The sequence below is a fragment of the Nocardia sp. CA-290969 genome (assembly GCF_050936135.1).
In the GTDB taxonomy this organism is placed as follows: domain Bacteria; phylum Actinomycetota; class Actinomycetes; order Mycobacteriales; family Mycobacteriaceae; genus Nocardia.
In genome coordinates this window covers 6,248,021-6,270,104 of record NZ_JBNJNJ010000001.1, presented here as the reverse complement: position 1 = coordinate 6,270,104, position 22,084 = coordinate 6,248,021, and the positions used below count along the sequence as shown (strand labels likewise).

19 protein-coding genes are annotated in these 22,084 nt (G+C 68.9%); 10 read left to right on the top strand and 9 right to left on the bottom strand.

All coding sequences use genetic code 11. The features are described from left to right. The first annotated feature begins 61 nt into the window (after nucleotides 1-61). On the top strand, nucleotides 62-718 hold the full coding sequence (locus tag ACQEVO_RS28535; RefSeq protein WP_432919416.1) for a hypothetical protein: 657 nt from the start codon (nucleotides 62-64) through the stop codon (nucleotides 716-718). A gap of 120 nt (nucleotides 719-838) precedes the next feature. Here ACQEVO_RS28535 and radA read toward each other — a convergent pair whose 3' ends face one another. Both radA and ACQEVO_RS28525 read right to left on the bottom strand, forming a co-directional pair. Continuing rightward, entirely contained in the window at nucleotides 839-2,218 is a 1,380-nt protein-coding gene (gene radA / locus ACQEVO_RS28530; RefSeq protein WP_432919414.1) for a DNA repair protein RadA, read from the bottom strand. 574 nt (nucleotides 2,219-2,792) lie between these two features. Next, entirely contained in the window at nucleotides 2,793-3,452 is a 660-nt protein-coding gene (locus tag ACQEVO_RS28525; RefSeq protein ID WP_432919412.1) for a hypothetical protein, read from the bottom strand. Nucleotides 3,453-3,914: 462 nt separating this feature from the next. On the opposite strand from ACQEVO_RS28525, the gene carD reads away from it, so the two are divergent. The 6 genes from carD (at nucleotide 3,915) to ACQEVO_RS28495 (ending at nucleotide 8,868) form a co-directional block, all read left to right on the top strand. Beyond that, on the top strand, nucleotides 3,915-4,403 hold the full coding sequence (carD, locus tag ACQEVO_RS28520; protein WP_011206964.1) for an RNA polymerase-binding transcription factor CarD: 489 nt from the start codon (nucleotides 3,915-3,917) through the stop codon (nucleotides 4,401-4,403). A gap of 2 nt (nucleotides 4,404-4,405) precedes the next feature. After that, a complete protein-coding gene (ispD, locus tag ACQEVO_RS28515; RefSeq protein WP_432919408.1) occupies nucleotides 4,406-5,113 on the top strand; it encodes a 2-C-methyl-D-erythritol 4-phosphate cytidylyltransferase in 708 nt (235 codons plus the stop codon). 5 nt (nucleotides 5,114-5,118) lie between these two features. Continuing rightward, a complete protein-coding gene (gene ispF / locus ACQEVO_RS28510; protein WP_432923094.1) occupies nucleotides 5,119-5,613 on the top strand; it encodes a 2-C-methyl-D-erythritol 2,4-cyclodiphosphate synthase in 495 nt (164 codons plus the stop codon). A 289-nt stretch (nucleotides 5,614-5,902) separates the two neighbouring features. After that, a complete protein-coding gene (cysS, locus tag ACQEVO_RS28505; RefSeq protein ID WP_432919406.1) occupies nucleotides 5,903-7,309 on the top strand; it encodes a cysteine--tRNA ligase in 1,407 nt (468 codons plus the stop codon). A gap of 1 nt (nucleotide 7,310) precedes the next feature. Then, the gene (rlmB, locus tag ACQEVO_RS28500; protein ID WP_432919404.1) at nucleotides 7,311-8,282 is read left to right on the top strand and encodes a 23S rRNA (guanosine(2251)-2'-O)-methyltransferase RlmB; all 972 of its coding nucleotides are present in this window, start codon (nucleotides 7,311-7,313) and stop codon (nucleotides 8,280-8,282) included. 310 nt (nucleotides 8,283-8,592) lie between these two features. Then, complete coding sequence (locus ACQEVO_RS28495) at nucleotides 8,593-8,868, top strand: DUF4190 domain-containing protein (RefSeq protein WP_432919402.1); 276 nt, start codon at nucleotides 8,593-8,595, stop codon at nucleotides 8,866-8,868. 6 nt (nucleotides 8,869-8,874) lie between these two features. Here the strand turns inward: ACQEVO_RS28495 and ACQEVO_RS28490 are convergent, their stop codons facing one another. The 7 genes from ACQEVO_RS28490 to kstR all read right to left on the bottom strand — a co-directional run bounded on the left by ACQEVO_RS28490 (nucleotide 8,875) and on the right by kstR (nucleotide 17,534). After that, a complete protein-coding gene (locus tag ACQEVO_RS28490) occupies nucleotides 8,875-9,684 on the bottom strand; it encodes an enoyl-CoA hydratase/isomerase family protein (RefSeq protein WP_432919401.1) in 810 nt (269 codons plus the stop codon). A gap of 71 nt (nucleotides 9,685-9,755) precedes the next feature. Then, nucleotides 9,756-10,925, bottom strand: coding sequence for an acyl-CoA dehydrogenase family protein (locus ACQEVO_RS28485; RefSeq protein ID WP_432919399.1), 1,170 nt, complete (start codon nucleotides 10,923-10,925; stop codon nucleotides 9,756-9,758). A gap of 124 nt (nucleotides 10,926-11,049) precedes the next feature. After that, complete coding sequence (locus ACQEVO_RS28480; RefSeq protein WP_432919397.1) at nucleotides 11,050-11,916, bottom strand: metal ABC transporter permease; 867 nt, start codon at nucleotides 11,914-11,916, stop codon at nucleotides 11,050-11,052. Then, nucleotides 11,917-12,828, bottom strand: a complete 912-nt coding sequence (locus ACQEVO_RS28475; RefSeq protein ID WP_432923090.1) for a metal ABC transporter ATP-binding protein — start codon at nucleotides 12,826-12,828, stop codon at nucleotides 11,917-11,919. 220 nt (nucleotides 12,829-13,048) lie between these two features. Next, nucleotides 13,049-13,939, bottom strand: a complete 891-nt coding sequence (locus ACQEVO_RS28470; RefSeq protein WP_432919395.1) for a metal ABC transporter solute-binding protein, Zn/Mn family — start codon at nucleotides 13,937-13,939, stop codon at nucleotides 13,049-13,051. 224 nt (nucleotides 13,940-14,163) lie between these two features. Beyond that, nucleotides 14,164-16,716, bottom strand: a complete 2,553-nt coding sequence (gene otsB, locus ACQEVO_RS28465; RefSeq protein ID WP_432919394.1) for a trehalose-phosphatase — start codon at nucleotides 16,714-16,716, stop codon at nucleotides 14,164-14,166. A 173-nt stretch (nucleotides 16,717-16,889) separates the two neighbouring features. Next, entirely contained in the window at nucleotides 16,890-17,534 is a 645-nt protein-coding gene (kstR, locus tag ACQEVO_RS28460) for a cholesterol catabolism transcriptional regulator KstR (RefSeq protein ID WP_432919392.1), read from the bottom strand. A gap of 133 nt (nucleotides 17,535-17,667) precedes the next feature. Here kstR and ACQEVO_RS28455 point away from each other — a divergent pair, with 133 nt between their 5' ends. The 3 genes from ACQEVO_RS28455 to ACQEVO_RS28445 are packed head-to-tail and all read left to right on the top strand — an operon-like array spanning nucleotide 17,668 to nucleotide 22,084. Then, the gene (locus tag ACQEVO_RS28455) at nucleotides 17,668-19,839 is read left to right on the top strand and encodes an acyl-CoA dehydrogenase family protein (RefSeq protein ID WP_432919390.1); all 2,172 of its coding nucleotides are present in this window, start codon (nucleotides 17,668-17,670) and stop codon (nucleotides 19,837-19,839) included. A gap of 26 nt (nucleotides 19,840-19,865) precedes the next feature. Next, entirely contained in the window at nucleotides 19,866-20,930 is a 1,065-nt protein-coding gene (locus tag ACQEVO_RS28450; RefSeq protein ID WP_432919388.1) for an acyl-CoA dehydrogenase family protein, read from the top strand. Beyond that, complete coding sequence (locus tag ACQEVO_RS28445; protein ID WP_432919386.1) at nucleotides 20,915-22,084, top strand: acyl-CoA dehydrogenase family protein; 1,170 nt, start codon at nucleotides 20,915-20,917, stop codon at nucleotides 22,082-22,084. The genes ACQEVO_RS28450 and ACQEVO_RS28445 overlap by 16 nt, the downstream gene beginning before the upstream one ends.

Here is a 22,084-nt window from a genome sequence, read left to right as displayed (position 1 = left end):
GGCCGGAGCTTCCGGTGTGCCGTTGACCGCCACCACCGCCGAATACGCTTACCGTTGACACGTGTTGGAACCGACAGGACCGTTACCGCCGGAGATCTACTGGCGGCGTCGCGTTTTTGCCATCGGCGCGCTGATCGTCGCGCTCGCGGTGGTGATCTGGCTGGCCGTGACCGTATCCCGGGGCGGCGATTCGCCCGGGACCGTCGCCGCGGCGACCTCGTCGGCGACCGGTACACAAACCCCGGCAAGTTCCACGCCGGCCCCCACTACCACCACCGGAGCGACCACCACGACCTCCGGCACCGAGCCGGCACCCGCCGTGTCCGGGCAATGCACCGACCAATCGCTGGCGATCAAGGTGTCGGTGGCCCAGCCGACCTACCGGGTGGGGGAGGAGCCGGTTTTCGGGATCGTGATCACGAATATCTCCGGCGAGCCCTGCACCCGGGACATGGGGTCGGGGCTGCAGCGGGTTTCGGTGCACACCCTCGACGGCGGTCGTCAGCTGTGGGCCAGCACCGACTGCTATCCCGACGGTGAACCCGATGTGCGCACGCTCGATCGCGGCGAGCAGGCCGCGTTCACCGTCACCTGGACGGGCACCACATCCCAGCCCGAATGCGCCGGGGAACGTGTACAGGTGCCCACCGGGGCCTACAACGTGACAGCGCAGCTCGGATCCGTACGCAGCGCCCCGGAACCCTTCAACATCGCCTGACAGCGAACGGCCGGAGTCGCGATCCCGCCGACGGCCGCGGTGATCCGGTGGGCCTCGCCGGCAAGCCCCCCTTCGCCGAAGGTCACCCGGCCCGGCGCGGACGTGCTTCCGGCGCGGTACTCATTTCTTCGTGAGGCCGGCCAGCCGCAGCGCGCCGCGCAGGCTGGATACCTCGTGCAGTGTCATCCCGATGCCTTTCCCCGTGACCCCGGGCGGCACCACCGCGGTCGTGAAACCGAGTCGTTCCGCTTCCGCGAGCCGGCGGCCCCCGGCGGTGATCCGGCGGACCTCGCCCGCCAGCCCCACCTCGCCGAGGATCACCCAGCCCGGCGGGAGCGCCGTATCCCGGGCGGCACTGGCGATCGCCACCGCGATGGCCAGATCCGCGGCGGGCTCGGTGAGCCGCATCCCGCCGACCGTCGCGGCATAGACATCCTGTTTGCCGACATAGAGTCCGCAACGGCTCTGCAGCACCGCGAGAACCATCGCGACCCTGTTGTAGTCCAGTCCGCTCACGGCCCGGCGCGGCGCCGGCACCTGGGTGTCGACCGTGAGTCCCTGCACCTCGCCGACGAGCGGCCGTTTCCCATCCATCGCTACTGTCACCGCGGTCCCCGGAACCGAATCGGTGCGGTGATGTAGAAAGAGCCCGGAAGGGTCTGTGACACAGGCGATTCCGTCGTCGTGTAATTCGAAGCAGCCCACTTCGTCGGCACTGCCGAAACGGTTCTTGATACCGCGCACCATGCGCAGCGTCGAGTTCTTGTCGCCCTCGAACTGCAACACCACATCGACCAGATGCTCCAGGGTGCGCGGCCCCGCCACCGCGCCGTCTTTGGTGACGTGACCGACCAGCAGTACCGCGATCCCGCTCGTTTTGGCCAGTGAGGTCAACGCCGCGGTCACCGCGCGGACCTGGGTGACCCCGCCGATCACGCCGTCGCTGTCGCCGGCCAGCATCGTCTGCACCGAATCCACCACCAGCAGTGTGGGTTTCACCTGATCGACATGGCCGAGCAGCACCGACAGATCCGATTCGGCCGCCAGGTACACGCGGTCGTGCACCGCTCCCGTCCGGTCGGCACGTAACCGCACCTGCCCCGCCGATTCCTCGGCGGTGACGTACAAGGCTCGCTCGTCACGCTGCCGCGCCCACCGATGGGCCACCTCGAGCAGCAGGGTCGATTTCCCCACTCCGGGCTCCCCGGACAGCAACACCACCGAGCCCGCGACGATCCCCCCACCGAGCACCCGGTCCAGCTCGGAAACCCCGGTCGGCCGCGCGGTGGTCGTGTTCGAGTCGATCCGCGAGATCGGCGCGGCCGCGGTACTCGGCAGCATCGCCTTCCGGCTCGCCGTACCACCGGCCGCCCCCGCCACCGGCAGGGCTTCGTCGACGGTGCCCCACGAGCCGCAACCGGGGCATTTACCAACCCATTTGGCGACTTCGTGCGCACACTCGGAACACCGATAGACGGCCTTGGTCTTGGTAGCTGCCACGAACCCGCACCTTACGCATACTCACCGACAGCCGAGGTATCTCCCGTCCCTACTACGAACCGATGCCGCACAACACAGCGCGACCCAACGGACCAGCTCACCCCGGCCCGATATGCCCACAGCGGCGCAGGGTGCAGCCCGAAACCGCAGGCGCCGGCGACGACGCGGCGCCGGTGTACCCACCGGGCCCTCGCCGAGGCCCGGGGAGGCCCACCTGACCCGAAACCGAACGCGACCACGGCAGCGCCGGGTCCACGAGACTTCGGAGGTTCACATACCCCGGAACCCAACGAAACCACGACCGCGCCGAATCTCACGAGGCCCTCGGAAGTTCACATAACCCGAAACCGAACGCGACTACGGCGGTGCCTAGTCTTACAAGGCCCTCAGCGGTTCACATAACCCCGAAACCCAACGCAACCACGGCGGTGCCGAGTCTTACGAGGCCCTGAGAGGTTTTGGCCCGTCCCTGCTGTCAGTGCTCGATGCGATGCGGCGCAGCCGCGAGTGTCGAGTGCTGACAGCAGGGACCAAGGGGGCCAAAACCCGCGGCGCCGAAGGCGCCGCAAAAGATTCAGTGCCCGCCGGAGCTACCGGTGGTGCTCTTGGAGAGTTCCGATTCGTGGCGGGGGGTGTCGAGGCCGGCGTCCACCGGGACCTGGACCAGGACGGTGCCGTTCTCCTTGAAGTTGAACGAGACGTCGTAGGTGAGGCCGGGAGTGATGTTCTGGGTCAGGCCGGTGATTTCGATCTGCGCGGTTTTGGTTTCGCCGCCTTCGGTGTCGACCGTTTCGCCGGTGGTGTGTGTTTCCGCGCCGGCCGACGGAGTGGAGACCACGACCGTTTCGGCCGGGGCGAGGCGGATCTTGTCGCCCTCGGCCGGGGTGATCTTCACCGTGCCGAGGTCGGTGGTGACGCTGGTGAGTTCGTCGGTGACCGTTTCGCCGGTGTTGATGATCGACAGGGCCAGCGCGGCCTGGCCGCCGGTGGTGTTGTTGTGGGTGGCACTGCCCGGGTACACGAGGTGCACATTGCGCAGCGCGATTTCACCGGCGTCGGCGGTGTTGCCGTTGATCGCGGGAACCTGGTCGGCGGTCTGCGAGATCTGGCCGGCACCGCAGCCGGACAGGATGAGGGCCGCTCCGGCGGCGAGCGCGGCGACCGGCACCAGGCGGCGGCGCCGCCGAGTCGAGGCGACCGGGTTCGCGGCAGTCACAGCAGTCAGGGCAGTCACGGGTTGTCCTCCATGTCCGAGTGGGCGCACTCCAACTAGGCACTGTAGTAGTCGCGCCGGGATGCCGGGCGCACCGGGCGCCGTCAGGGGGTATTGCGGGTCGGTGCGGTGTGATTTGCCGCACGTCGACGCGCCGGTGGTATTACCTGCGGCCCGGCCTGGATGAACCGCCTCGAACCGCTGGGTCCGGCGGGTTGCCCGGCCGCGATCGGCGTATCGGCCGCGCCCCGCTGACCGGTAACGATCCGGCTTCCGCGTATCGTTTCGGCGCGCCCGCGTGACGCGGTCGCGCGGGACTCGGACAAGGGTGGCGCCGACACCCGTTCGGCCACAACGTGATGCACACCAAATTGGCCCTGTCAAGCCCCAGTACCTGGTCGTTGTGGCCCTGACCTGCGCAGTTGATCGCGCCGTTATCGAGTCGCGTGTTAAACTGTGAACATCGAAAGGGGCACGGGACACATGATTTTTAAGGTCGGAGATACCGTCGTTTATCCCCATCATGGGGCGGCTTTGATCGAAGCTATCGAGACCCGCACCATCAAGGGTGAGCAGAAAGAGTATCTGGTCCTGAAGGTCGCACAGGGTGACCTCACTGTTCGGGTTCCCGCGGAAAACGCGGAATACGTCGGCGTTCGCGATGTCGTGGGCCAGGAAGGCTTGGATCGGGTCTTCCAGGTGCTGCGGGCGCCACATACGGAAGAACCCACCAACTGGTCCCGCCGTTACAAGGCCAACCTCGAGAAGCTCGCCTCCGGCGATGTGAACAAGGTGGCCGAGGTCGTCCGCGACCTGTGGCGCCGGGAACAGGATCGTGGTCTGTCCGCGGGCGAGAAGCGGATGCTGGCCAAGGCTCGGCAGATCCTCGTCGGTGAGCTGGCGCTCGCCGAGGGGACCGATGACGGCAAGGCCGAGACGCTTCTCGACGAGGTTCTCGCCGCGGCGTCCTGACCGTGTACGCACCGGACGGTACCGGCCGTGATGCCGGTCCCGTCGTCGCGTTGGTTCCTGCCGCCGGTCGTGGCGTGCGCTTGGGTGCAGATGCTCCCAAGGCGTTCGTCCCGGTCGGCGGCAAACCCATGCTCGGGCTCGCTGTCAGCGGCCTGATGGCTGCCGGAGTCGTCGACGAGATCATTGTGATGGTGCCCGCCGAACTCGTCGAGGCCACGGCAGCCCTGCTTCCCCCCGCCGCCCCGGCCCGGATCGTGGCCGGGGGCGCCGAACGTACCGATTCCGTGCGCGCCGGGCTCGCGGCCGCCGGTGACGCCGCGTTCTTCCTGGTTCACGATGCCGCGCGGGCGCTGACCCCACCCACGCTGATCGCCCGGGTGGTCGCGGAGCTGCGTGCCGGTGAGCCGGCCGTCGTACCCGCGTTGCCGGTGGTCGATACCGTGAAATCGGTCGACGCGGCCGGTGTCGTGACGGGTACGCCCGACCGTTCCGCGCTGCGCGCGGTGCAGACCCCGCAGGGTTTCTCTGCCGAGGTGCTGCGACGCGCCTACGACCACCCGGAAATCGCGACCGACGACGCCGGTCTGGTCGAACGGCTCGGGATCGGAGTGCGCACCATCCCCGGCGATCCGCTTGCGTTCAAGATCACGACCCCGCTCGACCTGCGCCTGGCCGAAGCCGTCCTCGACGGGAAACAGGTGGTGGGGTGATGGATATCCGAGTCGGCCTGGGCACCGATGTGCACCCGATCGAACCGGGGCGGCCCTGCTGGATGGCCGGTCTGCTGTTCGACGGGGAAGACGGGTGCGCCGGCCACTCCGACGGTGATGTTGCCGCACATGCCCTGTGCGACGCCCTGCTGTCGGCCGCCGGACTCGGCGATGTCGGGTCGGTCTTCGGTACCGGACGCCCCGAATGGGCGGGTGTATCCGGCGCCGCCATGCTGAAGGAAGTGCGGCGGCTGCTGGAACAGGACGGATACGCCGTGGTCAACGCCGCGGTGCAGGTCATCGGTAATCGCCCGCGGATCGGCCCGCGGCGCGCGGAAGCGCAGCGGGTGCTGGGTGATCTGCTGGACGCTCCGGTGTCGGTATCCGGCACCACCAGCGACGGGCTGGGTCTCACCGGCCGGGGCGAGGGGATTGCCGCGGTCGCCACGGCCCTGCTGCACTGTCCGGGGCGGCCGAGCGATCACCTCGGGGACCGGTAACCGGACGCGTCCCAGGTCAGCGAAGCCGCCACATCCAGTAGGAACCGGGAACTCCCGGCCGGTGGATGCCGGGTGAACTCGGCATCGCCGGTCGCCTCGGTGCCGGACGGCCGCCGTGGAGATCGCTGCCGCGCCGGCGCAATGATCGATACCGAGGCCCACGGCGTGACCGGCCTCGCCGTGACGGTGCGGCCGAATGCCGGAGATTCGGTCGTTGCCGCTACCCTGCCCATATCCCCGCTGCACCACATTCGAGTGCAATCCACAAACGAAACTAGGATCGACTGCCGTGACGCTGCGCCTGTTCGACACCGAGAAAAGGACCCTGCGTGATTTCACGCCGCTGGTACCCGGACGTGCCTCGGTGTACCTGTGTGGGGCGACCGTGCAGGGTCTGCCGCATATCGGTCATGTGCGCAGCGGGGTGGCGTTCGATATTCTGCGCCGCTGGCTGGCCGCGGGCGGGCTGGACGTGGCCTTCATCCGCAATGTCACCGATATCGAGGACAAGATCCTGACCAAGGCGGCCGCGGCGGGCCGGCCGTGGTGGGAATGGGCGGCGACGCACGAGCGGGCGTTCGACCAGGCTTATCGGCAGCTCGGGGTGTTGCCGCCCTCGGCGGAACCGCGGGCCACCGGGCATATCACCCAGATGGTCGATTTGATGCAGCGGCTCATCGACCGCGGGCACGCCTATGCCTCCGAGGGCAATGTGTATTTCGATGTCCGCAGCTATCCGGACTACGGCCATTTGTCCGGCCACCGTCTCGAAGACGTCCACCAAGGGGAAAGCGCCGGGCTCGGTAAACGCGACCCCCGCGATTTCACGCTGTGGAAGGCCGCGAAACCCGGCGAACCCACCTGGCCTTCGCCGTGGGGACCGGGCCGGCCCGGCTGGCATCTGGAATGCTCGGCGATGGCCGAGTTCTATCTCGGCAAGGAATTCGATATTCATTGCGGGGGAATGGATCTGGTTTTCCCGCATCATGAGAACGAGATCGCGCAGTCGAAGGCGGCCGGGGACGGTTTCGCGCAGTACTGGTTGCACAACGGCTGGGTGACCATGGGCGGCGAGAAGATGTCGAAATCGCTCGGCAATGTGCTGTCCATTCCGAACGTGCTGAAATCGGTGCGGCCCGTGGAATTGCGTTTCTACCTGGGCAGCGCGCACTACCGGTCGATGCTGGAATATTCCGATAAAGCGCTCGCCGATGCCGCGCAGTCGTACCAGCGGATCGAGGCGTTCGTGCAGCGGGTGGCCGAACGCGGTGGCGATATTCCGCTGGGTAAATGGACCGACGGCTTCGCCGCCGCCCTCGACGACGACCTCGGGGTCCCGAAGGCGCTCGCCGAAATCCATCACGCGGTGCACGAGGGCAACCGGGCGCTCGACGCCGGTGTCCTGGAAACCGCCCGCGAACATGCCGGTCAGGTTCGCGCCATGCTCGACGTGCTGGGCGTGGACCCGCTGGATCCGCACTGGCACAGCGGCGCCGATCATTCGGCCGCCGATGCCGCGCTCGATGTGCTGGTGGCGGCGGAACTGGAACGCCGCCAGCAGGCCCGGGCGGCGAAGGACTGGGCGACCGCCGATGCCGTTCGCGACCGCTTGCAGGCCGCCGGCATCGAAGTGACCGATACCCCCAACGGTGCCGAATGGTCGCTGGGCACACCTTCCCCCGGAAAGGCAGGCTGATATGGCCGGCAATTCACAACGTCGTGGTGCGATCCGCAAAGGCGGCACCAAGAAGGGGCAGGTGGTCGGTTCCGGCGGGCAGCGCCGCCGTGGCCTGGAGGGTCGCGGGCCGACGCCGCCGGCGGAGGCGCGCACTAAGCATCCGGCCGCCCGGCGGGCCGCCGCGAAAGCGCGTGCCGCCCAGAGCGGCTCACCCAATCGCGGCGCGCGCCCGGCCGGCCGGCACGGTGACGACGGGCCCGAGCTGGTACTCGGCCGCAACCCTGTCACCGAATGTCTGCGCGCCGGGGTTCCGGCGACAGCGCTGTACGTCGCGGTGGGCACCGAGAACGACGAGCGGCTCACCGAGAGCGTGCGTATCGCCGCCGATACCGGGATTTCCATCCTCGAGGTGCCGCGCACCGATCTGGACCGGATGAGCTCCAACGGTTTACATCAGGGGATGGCGCTGCAGGTGCCGCCCTACCGGTACGCCCACCCCGACGATCTCCTGGCCCGGGCCCAGCAGTCGGTGGAGCCCGCGCTGCTGGTGGCTCTGGACAATATCTCAGATCCGCGCAATCTGGGCGCGGTGGTGCGTTCGGTGGCGGCGTTCGGCGGGCACGGTGTGGTGATCCCGCAGCGGCGCAGCGCGAGCGTGACCGCGGTGGCGTGGCGGACCAGTGCCGGTGCGGCGGCCCGGCTGCCGGTCGCGCGAGCCACCAATCTCACTCGCACACTGAAAGATTGGGCTGCCAAAGGCGTGCAGATCGTCGGCCTGGACGCCGGTGGTGATACGTCGCTCGACGATTTCGACGCCACCGGGCCGACGGTGATCGTGGTGGGGTCCGAAGGCAAGGGGCTGTCCCGGCTCGTCCGGGAGACCTGCGATGCCATCCTGAGCATTCCGATGGCGGGTCCGGTGGAATCGCTGAACGCTTCCGTCGCGGCGGGCGTGGTACTGGCCGAGACTGCCCGGCAGCGCCGCGCCTGATTCGGGGCGGTAGCGCTGTCGTCGTAACGGGTCGCCGGGTAATTGCACCGCATGGTTCTCGTGATCGTGTCGGCTGATGCGGGCTTACGTGCCCGGCGCTCGCTCGGCGGCTCGCGTGAAGGCTCCGGCCGACGGTCTTTCCCCGGCCAGGTTGCCGGCCTCCCCGCGACGGGCGCCGGTGTCCGCCCCGGCTCGGGCGGCGGATGCTCGTGGCGCCGCGTCGCGCGAGACACGCGCTCAGCGGCCGGTGCGGAGGCGATTGTGTCGCGCCCGGAACGCAAAACCGGCTCGGCACCGTAGAATTCGATGCGTGGTGATACCCAACGCGCCCATCGGTAAGCCGGTCGAGCATCCCTATGCGACGGTGGTGCTGCTCCTCGGCGCCATCAGCCTGTTCTGTTTCGGGCTGTCCGGGCCGGTGGCATGGGCGATGGGGAAACGCGCGCTGGACCAGATCGACGAATCCGGCGGCGCGTACAGCGGCCGGACGCAGGTGGTGGTCGGGTTCACGCTGGGGGTTATCGGCACCATCCTGATGGTGCTGATGGCGTTGCTGTTCCTCCTGGTCTTGATCAGCGGCGGGTGAACGCGATCAGTCGAGGCTCTGCTGCCCGGACCATTTCCCGGGCTCCCAGCTCGGCCATTCCTCGCTGATCGACCCCGACCAGTTCGGCTGGCGGCGCTCCCGGAACGCCGCCATCGCCTCACCCGCATCGCGGCCCTGGGCGATGTGCTCGTTCAGGTCGGCCTCCAACTGCCCGACGATCGCCGGGTTCAGGCCGATGCCCTCCCAGAGCAAACGTTTCGACAACGCCGCGCTGAGCGGGGCCGAGCCGTTGGCGATATCGTGGGCGACCGCCATCGCGGTGGGCACCACCTCCGCCGCCGGCAGGCACGCATTCGCCAGGCCCATGGCCTTGGCTTCGTCGCCGTCGAAGGTACGGCCGGTGAGCAGGATATCGGCGGCATTGGCCAGGCCCGCCAGCCGGGAGAGCGTCCAGTGCGCGTACCCGTCGGCGAGTACGCCGCGCCGTACCTGGCTCAGCGCGTACACCGCGTCGTCGGCCAGGTACCGCAGATCGCATTGCAGGGCCAGCGCCAGCCCGGCCCCCACCGCATGCCCGTTGACAGCCGCGATCACCGGTTTGCGGATCCGGAACGGCGGCGGATCGACGGCCGCACTCACCTCGCCCACCCGGTCCGACAGGTCGGCGCCGGCGCAGAAGGCGGGCGGCGTCCCGGTGATGACCACGACGCGAATGGCGTCCTCGGCGTCACACCGTTTCAATGCCGCCCCCAACGCCTCGGTCATCGAGGGGTTGAACGCATTCTGCTTCGCCGGCCGATTCAATGTGAGGACGGCGATGCCCGCTGAGACATCGACGAGCAATTCCGAACTCATGCCGGGCAGTTTATTGGTCAGCCGCCACATCCGGGGTGCCGGGCTGTCTTTTTCCTACGGAGCCCCGGCCGTCAACGCAGCACTTTGCGGCTGATGGCGTATTTGTGGACTTCGGTGGGGCCGTCGTAGAGGCGGAAGGGGCGCATATCGCGGAAGATCATTTCGACGACGGTTTCGTCGCTCACACCGATACCGCCGAGGATCTGCACGCAGCGGTCGGCGACTTTGAACAGTTCCTCGGAGACGAACGATTTCGCCATCGAGCTCTCGTGGCGGGCTTTTTCGCCCTGGTCCATCAGCCAGCAGGCGTGCCAGATGGTCAGCCGGCACTGGTGCAGGGCGATCTCGTTGTCGGCGATCATGAACGACACGCCCTGGTGTTCGCCGAGGGTTTTGCCGAACGCCGTGCGGGTCTTGGCGTGGTCCACGGCGATGCTCTGGGCGCGTTCGGCGGCGCCGAGCCAGCGCATGCAGTGGGTGAGCCGGGCGGGGGCCAGGCGCAGCTGGGCGTAGCGCAGGGCCTGGCCCGCCTCGCCGAGGAGCGCGGATTTCGGCAGGGTGAGGCCGTCGAAGCGGACCACGCAGTGTCCGGCCACGTAGTTGCGGTCCATGGTGTTCATGGTGCGTTCGATGACGATGCCGGGCTGATCGCCGTCGGTGAGGAAAAGGGTCGGCCCGGCCGGGAGATGCGGGTTCTCGGCGAGCTTGGCCATGATGATCCAGGTTTTGGCGCCGTTCGCGCCGGTGATCAGCCATTTGCGGCCCTCGATGGTGAAGTTCTCGCCGTCGAAGGTGGCGGTGGTGGACAGCTGGCCGGGGTCGGAACCGGCGCCGTCGGGTTCGGTCATGGCGAAAACGGACCGCTGGTGGCCGTCGACGACCGGCTTCAGGTAGCGCTCGGTCTGCTCGGGATCGGCGATCTTGGAGAGCAGGAACATATTGCCCTCGTCGGGGGCCGCGCAGTTCATCGCGACCGGGCCGAGGGTGGACCAGCCCGCCGCCTCGTAGAGGACGGCCTGTTCGATATGGGTGAGCCCGCGGCCGCCCAGTTCCTTGGGCGCCTGGATGGTCAGCAGATCCTCGGCGCGGGCGAGTTCGACCAGTTCCTGCCGGAGCTCGTCGGTGGGGCCGTGCGCGGTGAGCCGGGGGTCGCGCTCGTAGGGCACGATCCGCTCGGCGACGAACCGGCGGATTCGGTCCCGTTCGGCGGCCAGGTCGGCGGGAATCGTGAAGTCGATCATGAAGTGCCCTTCGGTCCGGGAGCGTTGCGACGAGCATACGAAACCCCGGCACCCCGACTGAAGGCAGATGCCCGCAATAGACCCGCGCCGATCCGCGGAACCGGAGGTGAGCCCCGACGCGGCGTTACCGGACTCGGGCCACCTGTCGTTGCCGCGCGCCGATCACCCGGCAGACCAGGTAGATCAAGAACGAGATCGTGGTAACGAAGGTGGAGACAGGGGCGCCGGGCGCCAGCGACAGCAGGATGCCGCCGACCGCTGCGACCTCGGCGAAGATCACCGCGAGAATCGTGGCCCGCACCGGGTCGGCGGTGAGTTGCGCCGCCGCGGCCGCCGGGGTGATCAGCAGGGCGAGTACCAGCAGGGCGCCCACGATCTGGACACCGAATGCCGCGGTGATTCCGAGCATCACGGCGAACAGGATCGACAGGGCGCGTACCGGAACCCCGCGCGCCACCGCGACCTCCGGATCGGTGCTGGCGAACAGCAGCGGGCGGTAGACCACCGCGAGCACCGCCAGCACGGCCGCGGTGCAGGTGGCGAGCAGGGTCAGGCCGCTGAATCCGACACTGACCACCTGCCCCGTGAGCAGCGAGAACTTCGACCCGGCCCGTTCGGGCCCGAGCCACAGGAACAGCACCGAGAGCCCGAGTCCGAACGACAGCACCACCGCGATCACCGAATCGCGTTCCCGGGCGCGGGTACCGAGCACGCCGAAAAGGACCGCCGCGACCACCGAGCCCGCGATCGCGCCGACACCCACGCCGGCGCCGACCAATAGCGCGGCCGCGGCGCCGGTGAGTGAGAGTTCGCTGGTGCCGTGCACGGCGAACGACATCTGCCGGCTGATGATCAACGGCCCGATCGCGCCGGCGAGCAGACCCAGCAGCGCCGCGGCGAGTACCGCCTGCTGGACGAAGTCGTAGCCGAGCAGGTGAACGGTGGTTCCCAGATCGAAGACCTGGGCCAGCACGTCGGAGAGCTTGTCCATCTAGGTGCGTACCTGTCGCGCTTGCCGGCCCTCGGCGGCCGGTTCGGGGATATGCGGGGTGCCGGGGTCGCCGTGGCAATGCGCTCCGGCGGTGCCGAGCGCGTCCATCGTGTCGCCGGTGCCGACCACGACCAGCCGGCCACGGACGCGCAGCACATCGACCTCGGTCTGGTACAGCTCGGACAGTACGGCCGAGGTCATCACCTCGTCGGGAGTGCCGATCCGGAACTTTCCGTCGACCAGGTAGAGCACCCGGTCCACCAGCGGCAGGATCGGGTTGATCTCGTGGGTGACGAACAGTACCGCGGTCCCGTGTTCGCGGCGTCGCGCGTCGATCAGGCCCGAAACGAGCTGCTGACTGGCTAGGTCGAGGCTGAGCAGGGGTTCGTCGCAGAGCAGGACCGCGGGATCGCCGACCAGCGCCTGCGCGACCCGCAACCGCTGCTGTTCGCCGCCGGACATACTTTCCAGTGGCGCCTTCGCGAACCGTTCGGCCCCGACATCGGCGATCGCGGCGGCGACCTTGCGGCGGCGTTCGGCGCGATCGCGCAGCCCCAGCCCCCAGCGATGTCCGTCGACCCCGAGACCGACCAGGTCGGTTCCGCGTAACTGCACGCCGGCGTCGATGGTGCGCTGCTGCGGGATGTAGCCGATATCGGGGTGCCCGGCGCGCGGTTCGGCGCCGCCGATCCGGGCGCGGCCGGAGGTCAGCGCGAGTTGACCGAGCAGTACCCGGAGCAGGGAGGTCTTACCGGATCCGTTGGGTCCGAGAACGGCGATGAACTCACCGCGGCCGACGCTGAGGTCGAGATCGTGCCAGAGGGTGCGGTCGCCGAAGGCGAGGGTCGCCGAGTCGAGCGCGACGGCCGCCGGTTGGGTCCGGTGCGCGGTGCCCTGCTCGCCCGGCGGCACACTGTGGTTCCCCTCGCGCGGCAAGGTTTCATGCCCTCCGGGTAAGGCGCTGTGTTGCGCGCTTCCGGTGGTCGTACGGTCGCCGTTGCCGCCCAGGCCGGTACCGTGCTCCGCCACTGTCTCCGGCGCGCCGGTATCGGCTCCGGGCGGTGTGCCGCGACCGTTCGCCGAGGCGGTTTCGCTCATCGGTGGTATCCGTTCGTCGGTCTCGGGGGCGGGATCAGCCGACGGCGTCGGCCAGTGCCTGCGCATTGCGGGTCTGCCAGGCCACGAAATCGAGCCCGGGCGGCAGCGTCTCGGTGACCTCGACCACCGGGATACCGGCCGCGTCGGCCGCCGCCCGCAGATCCTCGCTGACCTGGTCCTCGGTCTGCACGTTGTAGACCAGCACCCGGATCTGCCGGCCGTTGATCAGATCTCTGGTGGCGGCTACCGCGGCGGGAGCGGGATCGGTTTCCTGTTCGATCGCTTCCTGGTAGCCGCGCGGGGTCCGGTCGACCGTACCGGCGTCCTGGAGCAGGTAGTACGCCAGCGGTTCGGTTTGCAGGACCGGCGTGTCCGGGTGTTCGGCGGCGGTCCGGTCGGTGAGCGCGGTGATCCCGGCGAGCCGGTCGGAGAACTGCGCGGCTCGATCGGCGTATCCGCTCGCGTGCGCGGGATCGAGCTCACCGAGCGCGGTGCCGATCTGCTCGGCTACCTGGGCGACGGTCTCCATGTCGTACCAGATGTGCTCGTTCGTATCGCCGGCGATTTCACCGTCGCGGGCGGCGACGGCTTCGACAGCGCGCTTATCGCGGCCCTCGATCGCCTTCGCCATGAACTCGTCGTAGTGCCCGCCGTTGTAGACCACCAGATCGGCATCGCTGATCTGGGCGGATTCCGCCGCCGAGGTCTCGTGGGAGTGCGGGTCGGCGGCGGGGTCGGAGATGATCGCGGATACGTCCGCGTCCGGTCCGGCCACTGCGCTCGCGATATCGGCCCAGACATTGGTGGACGCGACCACCTGCGGTTTGCCCGAATCGTCGCTGGAACCACCGCAGGCGGTGAGCGCCGCGGTCGTCGCCACGCCGACGGCGAGAACGAGGGCGCTGCGGGCAGACTTCAAGAACACGGCGTACCTACCAAAAAGTTAATGGAAATCGTTTCCGTTTTACTTTAGCAGGAGGTGTTGCCGGTAAGACCCGGCCCGTCCCCGCTGGACACCCTCGGCGAGCACCCCGGAACCCGCCCAGCGGCGCCGCTGGACGGGTCCGGTTTCGGTCAGTCCTCCGAAGGCCGTAGGAATCGGCGGTGCCGCTGGGTGCGTTCGGCTCGGGCCGGGGTCGGAGTGCTTCCTCAAACCCCCAGCAACTGGGCGCAACGGAGCAGGCCCAGGTGGCTGTAGGCCTGCGGGTGGTTTCCGAGAGAACGCTCGGCGACCGGGTCGTATTCCTCGCTGAGCAGGCCTGTCGGTCCCGCCACGTTCACCAGTTGCGTGAACAGCGCCTCGGCGTCGGAGCGCCGGCCGATCAGCAGGTAGGCCTCCACCAGCCAGGCCGCGCACAGATGGAAGCCGCCCTCACCGCCCGGCAGCCCGTCGTCGTGGTGATAGCGGTACACCGTGGAGCCGCTGCGCAGTTCCGCCTCGGTCGCCAGCACGGTGGCCGCGAAACGCGGATCCGTGGGGTCGATCAGGCCGCTCAGACCGATGTGCAGGGTCGCGGCGTCCAGGTCGGTGCCGTCGTAGGCCGCGGTGTAGGACTGCACCTCGTCGTTCCAGCCCTTCGATTTCACCTCTTCGGCGATGGTTTCCCGCAACGGAACCCAGTCGGTGTCGACGGGACGGTCGAACTTCTCGGCGAGCGTGAGCGCCCGGTCCACCGTGAGCCAGCCCATCACCTTCGAATACACGTGGTGGCGCGGGTTGCCGCGGATCTCCCAGATGCCGTGGTCGGGTTCGGTCCAGCGCCGCTGCACCGCCGACACCATGGCATGTACCAGCTCCCAGTCCGCATCGGGCAGAACCTTGCGCGGATCGGTGATGCCCTGCTTCTCGCGGGCGTGGGCGAGGGTGGTGATCAGATCCACGATCGGGCCGAACACGTCCAGCTGCACCTGCATATTCGCGGCGTTGCCGACGCGTACCGGCCGCGAGCCGGCGTATCCGGGCAGCTGGTCGATCACGGCCTCCGGGGGCAGTGTCTCGCCGTAGATGGTGTACAGCGGGTGCAGCCGTTCCGGACCGGGCAGCGTTTCCAGCACCCGGTGGACCCAGTCCAGGTACTGTTCGGCCTCACCCAGCGACCCCAGGGAGACCAGGGCACTCGCGGTGAGCGCGGCATCACGCAACCAGCAGTAGCGGTAGTCCCAGTTGCGGACGCCGCCGATATCCTCCGGCAGCGAGGTGGTGGCCGCCGCCAGAATCGACCCGGACGGGGCGTGCACCAGGCCGCGCAGGGTGAGCGCGGAGCGCTTCATCAGATCCGGTTTGAGGGCGGGCAGGTCCAGTGTCCGCGCCCATTCCGACCAGTACAGTTCGGCCATCCGCCGGCGTTCCGGTTCGCTGGTCGCGGCCGGGCCGAGATCCTTCGATCCGCAGCGCAGTTCCAGCACGATCGGGCCCTGCGACGGGTCGACGACAGCGGTGGCCGAATCGTGCACGCCGTCGCTGTGGATCTCCCAGGCGACGCCGGGGGAGCGCAGTACCACCGGGTCGTTGGTGCCCCAGACCCGCAGGCCGTCGCGTTCGACCTCGATGGATACCGGCACCTGGCCGAATTCGGGTCGCGGCGCGAAGGTCACCTCGGCGGCCGCCGAACCGGTGATCACGCGGGTGAGATCGGTGCGGGCGGGGTCCACATCGTGCGGGAGGTAATCGACCACCGACAGTTTCGCCCAGCGGGTCTCCACCGTCATCGTGCTGTCGATGTACCGCTGGGACAGCGGCAGGCCCGGTCGTTGCGGGGTGATCGAGAAATGACCCGCGTCGATCCCGCCGAGCAGATGTGCGAACACCGCGGCGGAATCGGGCTCGGGATGGCAGAACCAGGTCACCGTGGCGTCCGGGGTGAGCAGCGCGACCGAGCGCGGGCTGGCCAGCATGCTCAGGCGTTCGATCGGCGGCGCACTGGCCCCGGCCAGCCAGGTGCGGCGTTCCTCCAGCAGGAAGGCCAGCGCGTGCGAAACCGCCTCGGTGCTGTCCACCCGGTACTTGGCCAGCGATTCGCCCTCGCCGACCTTGATCCCGATATCGGGGCCGCAGAGCACCCGGAAGGCCTTCTCGTCGGTGACGTCGTCGCCGAAGAACACCGCGGCCGACGCGCTCTCCTGATGCCGGACGGTGCTCAGCGCGGAGCCCTTGTCGGTGGGGACCACCGCCAGTTCGATCACCGCCTTGCCCTCGGTGACCTGCACGCCGACCCACGACGCGGGCCCCTGCCGGGCCTGGTCGAGCGCGCGGCGCCCGACCTCCGGGGCCGCGTTGCGCACATGCAGCGCGACGCTGGCGGGTTTGACCTCCACGGCCACGCCGGTGTTCTCCGTCGCGATCTTGTTCATGGCCGCGACCACTTCACGCAGGAGTTGTCTGGCGTCGTTGTCGATGGCATGGACGAAACCCACGTCGAATTCCGAACCGTGGCTGCCGATCAACTGCACTTCGACCGGTAACCGGGACAGCGCGGCCAAATCGCGCAGGGCGCGGCCGGAGATGACCGCGGCCGTGGTGCCGGAGAGACCGGCCAGCGCGCGTAAGGCCCGCACGGATTCACCGTGCGGGTACGCCTTGGACGGATCGGAGACGATGGGCGCGAGGGTCCCGTCGTAATCCGATGCGACCAGCAGCCGAGGCACGCGCGCGACCGTCGCCAGCGCGCGGCGGAGTTCCAATGGCAGATCCTGTGCGCTCACGCATCCAACCTATTGATCGGAGTTTTCGTTAAGAGGGGGCGCGCATGACAATACTGTGTCATCATCCCTCATCCGATTCGGCGGGAAGTGCGGGCGGGTGCCCGCGCGAACCGCGCGGATCGTGGCGGTGGCCGAGCCTGCCTACCGGCCGCCGGGTGAGCGCCGGTATCCCCTCAGGAGCGTTTGCCGAGCAGCAGGTCGACGGTCAGTTCGAGGCGTTCGGAGACATCGGTGGCAGAGGCCCGGCGGGTGAGCCAGGCGACCAGATTCGACAACCACACATCGCTGATCACGCGGGCGATGGCGAGCTGACGGTCGGTGGGTTCGCCGTCGTTCATGGCGCGGGCGAAAACCCGGTCCATCACCTTGCCGACGCGGTCCACCTCGGCGGCGGCCGAAGCGTCGGCGAACATGAAGGCGCGGGTCATCGCTTCGGTGAGCAGCGGGTCGCGCTGCATCATCCGGGTGATCTGGGACAGCAGCGTATGCATCCGCTCTTCCGGTGACTGACCGGCCAGCGGTTTGCGTTTGCCCTCGAACTGTTCGAACTCCCGGGCCAAGGCCGAGACCAGCAGGTGCACCTTGGACGGGAAGTACCGGTACAGGGTGCCCACGGCGACATCGGCCCGCTCGGCGACGGCGCGCATCTGCACGGCGTCGTAGCCGCCCTTCGAGGCCAGGGCCAGGGTGGCGTCCAGGATCCGCTTGCGCCGCTCGCGCTGAGCCGCCGAGCTCAGCTCGTCCTCCCGCAGCGTGGTGACGGGCGCGACCGGAGTCGCGTCCGAGTCGCCGGGCTGGGAACGGGAGGGGCTTGCCATGGAGCGGAGTCCTTTCCGTGACGTGATCGGGGCGCGGTGGCGGCCGGTCGGCGCCATGTCTTGACTTCCGCCCGCCGTGGATATTAGAACATGTTCTAGGTGTGGGAGTCACGCCGGAAAGGCGGTATGGACTGTGACCATCGCCACCACTGACGAGCATAAAGCCGTTCAGCAGTCGATGAGCGGATGGGCCGCAGCGGCCCAACCGATTGCAACAATGCGGGCCGATACCACCGGTTTCTGGCGTTCGTACTGGCCAACGCTGACCGAACTCGGAATCTTCCATGTCGCGGTGGCCGAGGAGTCGGGCGGCGCGGGTGGATCGGTGACCGATCTGGCCGTTTTCCTCGAACAGGCGGCGCACGACCTGGTCGGCGGGCCGGTACTCACGACCGCGGTGGCCGGCCTGGTGACGGCCGGTGCGCTGGCCGAAGATCAGCCGTGCGGCGTCGCGCTGGATACGGTGGCCCCCGCGGACGACGCGCCCGGCGCTGGCGTCCCGGTATTCGATCCGGCCGCCGGAACGCTGTCGGGAACCTGGGAATCGGTGCTCGGCGCCGCTCCGGGTACCGCGCTGCTGCTACCGGTGGACACCGCCGACGGCCGGCGCTGGTGCCTGGTGCCGCCGGACGCGGACGGGGTGGAACTCGAATCGCTGGAACCGCTCGACCTGGCGATGCCGCTGGCGCGGGTGCGCTGCACCGGCGTATCCGTAGCGCCGGCCGCGGTCTTCGCGCCCGCGTACGCCGTGGAGGACCTGCTGGTCGCGCTGGCCGTCGCCGAACTCGCGGGCGTCACCGGCTGGTGCCTGGACACCGCGGTCGACTACGCGAAGGTCCGCGAACAGTTCGGCCGGCAGATCGGCTCGTTCCAGGCCGTGAAACATATCTGCGCCTGGATGCTGTGCCGTACCGAACTCATCCGGGCGGTGGCCGCCGACGCCGCCGCCGCGGTGGATTCCGGTGCCGCCGAACTACCCATCGCGACCGCGATCGCCGCCGCCATCAGCCTGGAGGCCGCGGTGGAAACCGCCAAGGACTGTATCCAGGTGCTCGGCGGTATCGGCTTCACCTGGGAACACGACGCGCACCTCTACCTGCGGCGGGCGGTGGCCCTGTGCCAGCTGCTCGGCGGCGGCGCGTACTGGCGGGGCCGGGTCACCGAACTGACCCGTGCCGGGCAGCGGCGCACCACCGGCGCCGACCGGGTGTTCGCCGACGCGGCCGCGGCCGGCGGCGATACCGACGCCACCGCAACCGAACTCGCCACCGAAGTCGCCCGGATCGCCGCCCTGCCGGCCGACCGGCAGCGCACCGCGCTCGCCGAAGCGGGCCTGATCATGCCGCACTGGCCGAAGCCCTACGGTCGCGCGGCCGATCCGATGACCGGCCTGGTGATCTCCGAGGAGCTGCGCCGGGAGGGTGTACCGGTACCCGATCTGACCATCGGCGGCTGGGCCGTCCCGACCCTGCTGCAGCACGGCACACCCGAGCAGATCGAACGGTTCGCCTGGCCGACGCTGCGCGGTGAGGTGGTCTGGTGCCAGCTGTTCAGCGAACCCGGCGCCGGTTCCGATCTCGCCGCGCTGCGCACCAGCGCCGAACGCACCGAGGGCGGCTGGATCCTGCGCGGGCAGAAGGTGTGGACCTCACTGGCCAAAGAGGCGAACTGGGCGATCTGCCTGGCCCGCACCGATCCGGCCGCGCCGAAACACAAGGGCATCAGCTATTTCCTGGTCGATATGCGCAGCGCCGGGATCGATATCCGGCCGCTGGTCCAGATCACCGGTGAGGCGCGGTTCAGCGAGGTTTTCCTCGACGAGGTCTTCGTGCCCGACGACTGTGTGGTCGGGGCGCTGGGCAACGGCTGGAAGATCGCGCGGTCCACACTTTCGGCGGAGCGGGTCGCCATGAGCGGCAACGGGATCGGCCCCGCACTGGAGGAGCTGATCGCCAAACTGCCCGCCACCGGCCGGGGTTCGGAGCTGATCAACGACCGGTTGGGTGGTTTTGTCGCCGACGCGATCGCGGGCCTGCTGCTGGAGCAGCGGGCGGCGGTGCGGATCCTGGCCGGCGCCGACCCGAGCGCGCAGAGCAGTGTGCGCAAACTGGTGGGTGTACGGCACCGGCAAGCGGTCGCCGAGTTCGCGGTACAGGTCGCCGGCCCGGCCGGCGCGCGAACGACCGAGGACACCTCGGAATTCCTGCTCACTCGCTGTCTGTCGATCGCGGGCGGCACCGAGCAGATCCTGTTGACCGTGGCCGCCGAGCGGATCCTGGGCTTGCCCCGCGACGCGGCCGGTTAGTTCGTGCGACGACTGGAGAGCAGAACGTGGACTTCACCCGAGACGAAGCTCAGGAGGCGGTGGCCGAGGTCGTCGTCGGACTCCTGGAGCGGGAGGCGGCGCGCGACAGCGAGCTGTGGCCGAAACTGGCCGCGACCGGCCTGCTGTCGGTCGCGCTACCGGAGCGGTTCGGCGGCGACGATATGGGCATCGACGCGGTATCGGTGCTGCTGACCGAATTGGCCACCGATGCCGTGGCCGCGCCCGCGCTGCCCACCCTGGGCTTCGGCGTCCTGCCGCTACTGGGCGCGCTACCCGACAGTGTGGCCGCGGAGGTGTTCCCGGCCGTCGCGGAGGGCGCGGTGCTCACCGCGGCCGTCAGCGAACCCGGCGCGCCGTTGACCACCGAGCCCACGACCAAGGCCGAGGTATCCGGCGATTCGGTGCGGATCACCGGCTACAAGGTGGCGGTGCCCTGCGCGGATCAGGCGCGCTGGATTCTGGTCACCACGGAATCCGGTGTCGCCGTAGTCGATTCGAACGCGTCCGGACTGTCGTTCGCGCCGTCCTCGGTATCCGGGGAACTGCCCGAATTCTCGGTGAAACTGGACGGGGTCACGATCCCGGCAGACCGGCTGCTGCCCGCGGCGGGCCCGCGACTGCACCGGTTCGTCCTCGCCGCCATCGGCGCGGTCGCCGACGGCCTGCTCGCCGGCGCGGTGAAACTCACCGCGACCCATGTGGGCACCCGGCACCAGTTCAACCGGCCGCTGGCGGAGTTCCAGGCGGTCGCCCAGCAGATCGCCGATCTGTACGTGGTGTCGCGTACGCTGCACGTCGCGGCGGTTTCCGCGAACTGGGCGCTGGGGCAGGACGCCACGAGCCCCGAACAGCAGCAGCGGATCGACGACGATCTGAACGTGCTGGCCTACACCGTGGCCGCGGAATTGCCGCGCGCCATGCAGAAATGTCATCACCTGCACGGCGGTATCGGAGTGGATGTCACGCACTCCATGCACCGCTACTACTCACAGTCCAAAGACCTCGCCCGCTGGCTGGGCGGCGCCGCGCTGCGGCTCGAACGATTGGGGGCAGGGTGTTCATCGATCTGACCAGCGAACAACGCAAACTCCGCGACGACCTGCGCGCCTACTTCGCCGATCTCGTCACCCCGGAGGAGGCCGCCGAAATGGCGGTCAACCGGCACGGCGACGCCTACCGCGCCGTGGTGCGCCGGATGGGCCGCGACGGCTGGCTGGGTGTCGGCTGGCCGAAGGAATACGGCGGCCAGGGTTTCGGCCCGGTGGAACAGCAGATCTTCTACAACGAGGCGTCCCGCGCGGACGTCCCGCTGCCGCTGGTCACCCTGCTGACCGTCGGCCCGACCCTGCAGCAGTTCGGCACGCAGGAACAGAAAGAGAAGTTCCTGCCCGGCATCCTGTCCGGCGATATCCATTTCGCCATCGGCTATTCCGAACCGGAAGCCGGAACGGATCTGGCCGCGTTGCGGACGAGCGCGGTCAAGGACGATTCCGGTGATTGGGTCGTCAACGGCCAGAAGATCTTCACCACCGGCGCGCACGAGGCCGACTACATCTGGCTGGCCTGCCGGACCGGTTCGGTGGAATCCCGGCACCGCGGTATCACCATCCTGATCGCCGACACCTCCGATCCGGGGTACTCGTGGACGCCGATCATCACCGCCGACGGCGCCCACCACACCAACGCGACCTATTTCGACAATGTCCGCGTTCCGGCGAGCATGCTGGTGGGCGAGGAGAACAAGGGCTGGCGGCTGATCACGACCCAGCTCAACCACGAGCGGGTGAGCCTGGGGCCGTCCGGCAAGATCGAGCAGCTCTACGACAAGGTCCGCGACTGGGCTCGCCCCCGGGCGATCCTCGACGAACCCGAGGCGCAGCGCGCGCTGGGTCGCATCCACGCCATGACCCGTCTCAACGAACTGCTGAACTGGCAGGTGGCGGCCACCGCCGAGGATCCGGACACCGATCAGTCACAGGTCATCGCGGACGCGTCGGCGACCAAGATCTTCTCCACCGAATCGCTGCAGGAGGCCGGTCGGCTGGCCGAAGAGATCATCGGCCGGTTCGGCGATCCCTCCGACCCCGCGACCGCGGAACTGCTGACCTGGCTCGACCGCCGGACGAAGCAGAACCTGGTGGTGACCTTCGGCGGCGGCGTCAACGAAGTAATGCGCGAACTCGTCGCCTCCGCGGGCCTGAAACTGCCCCGGGTGCCGCGCTGA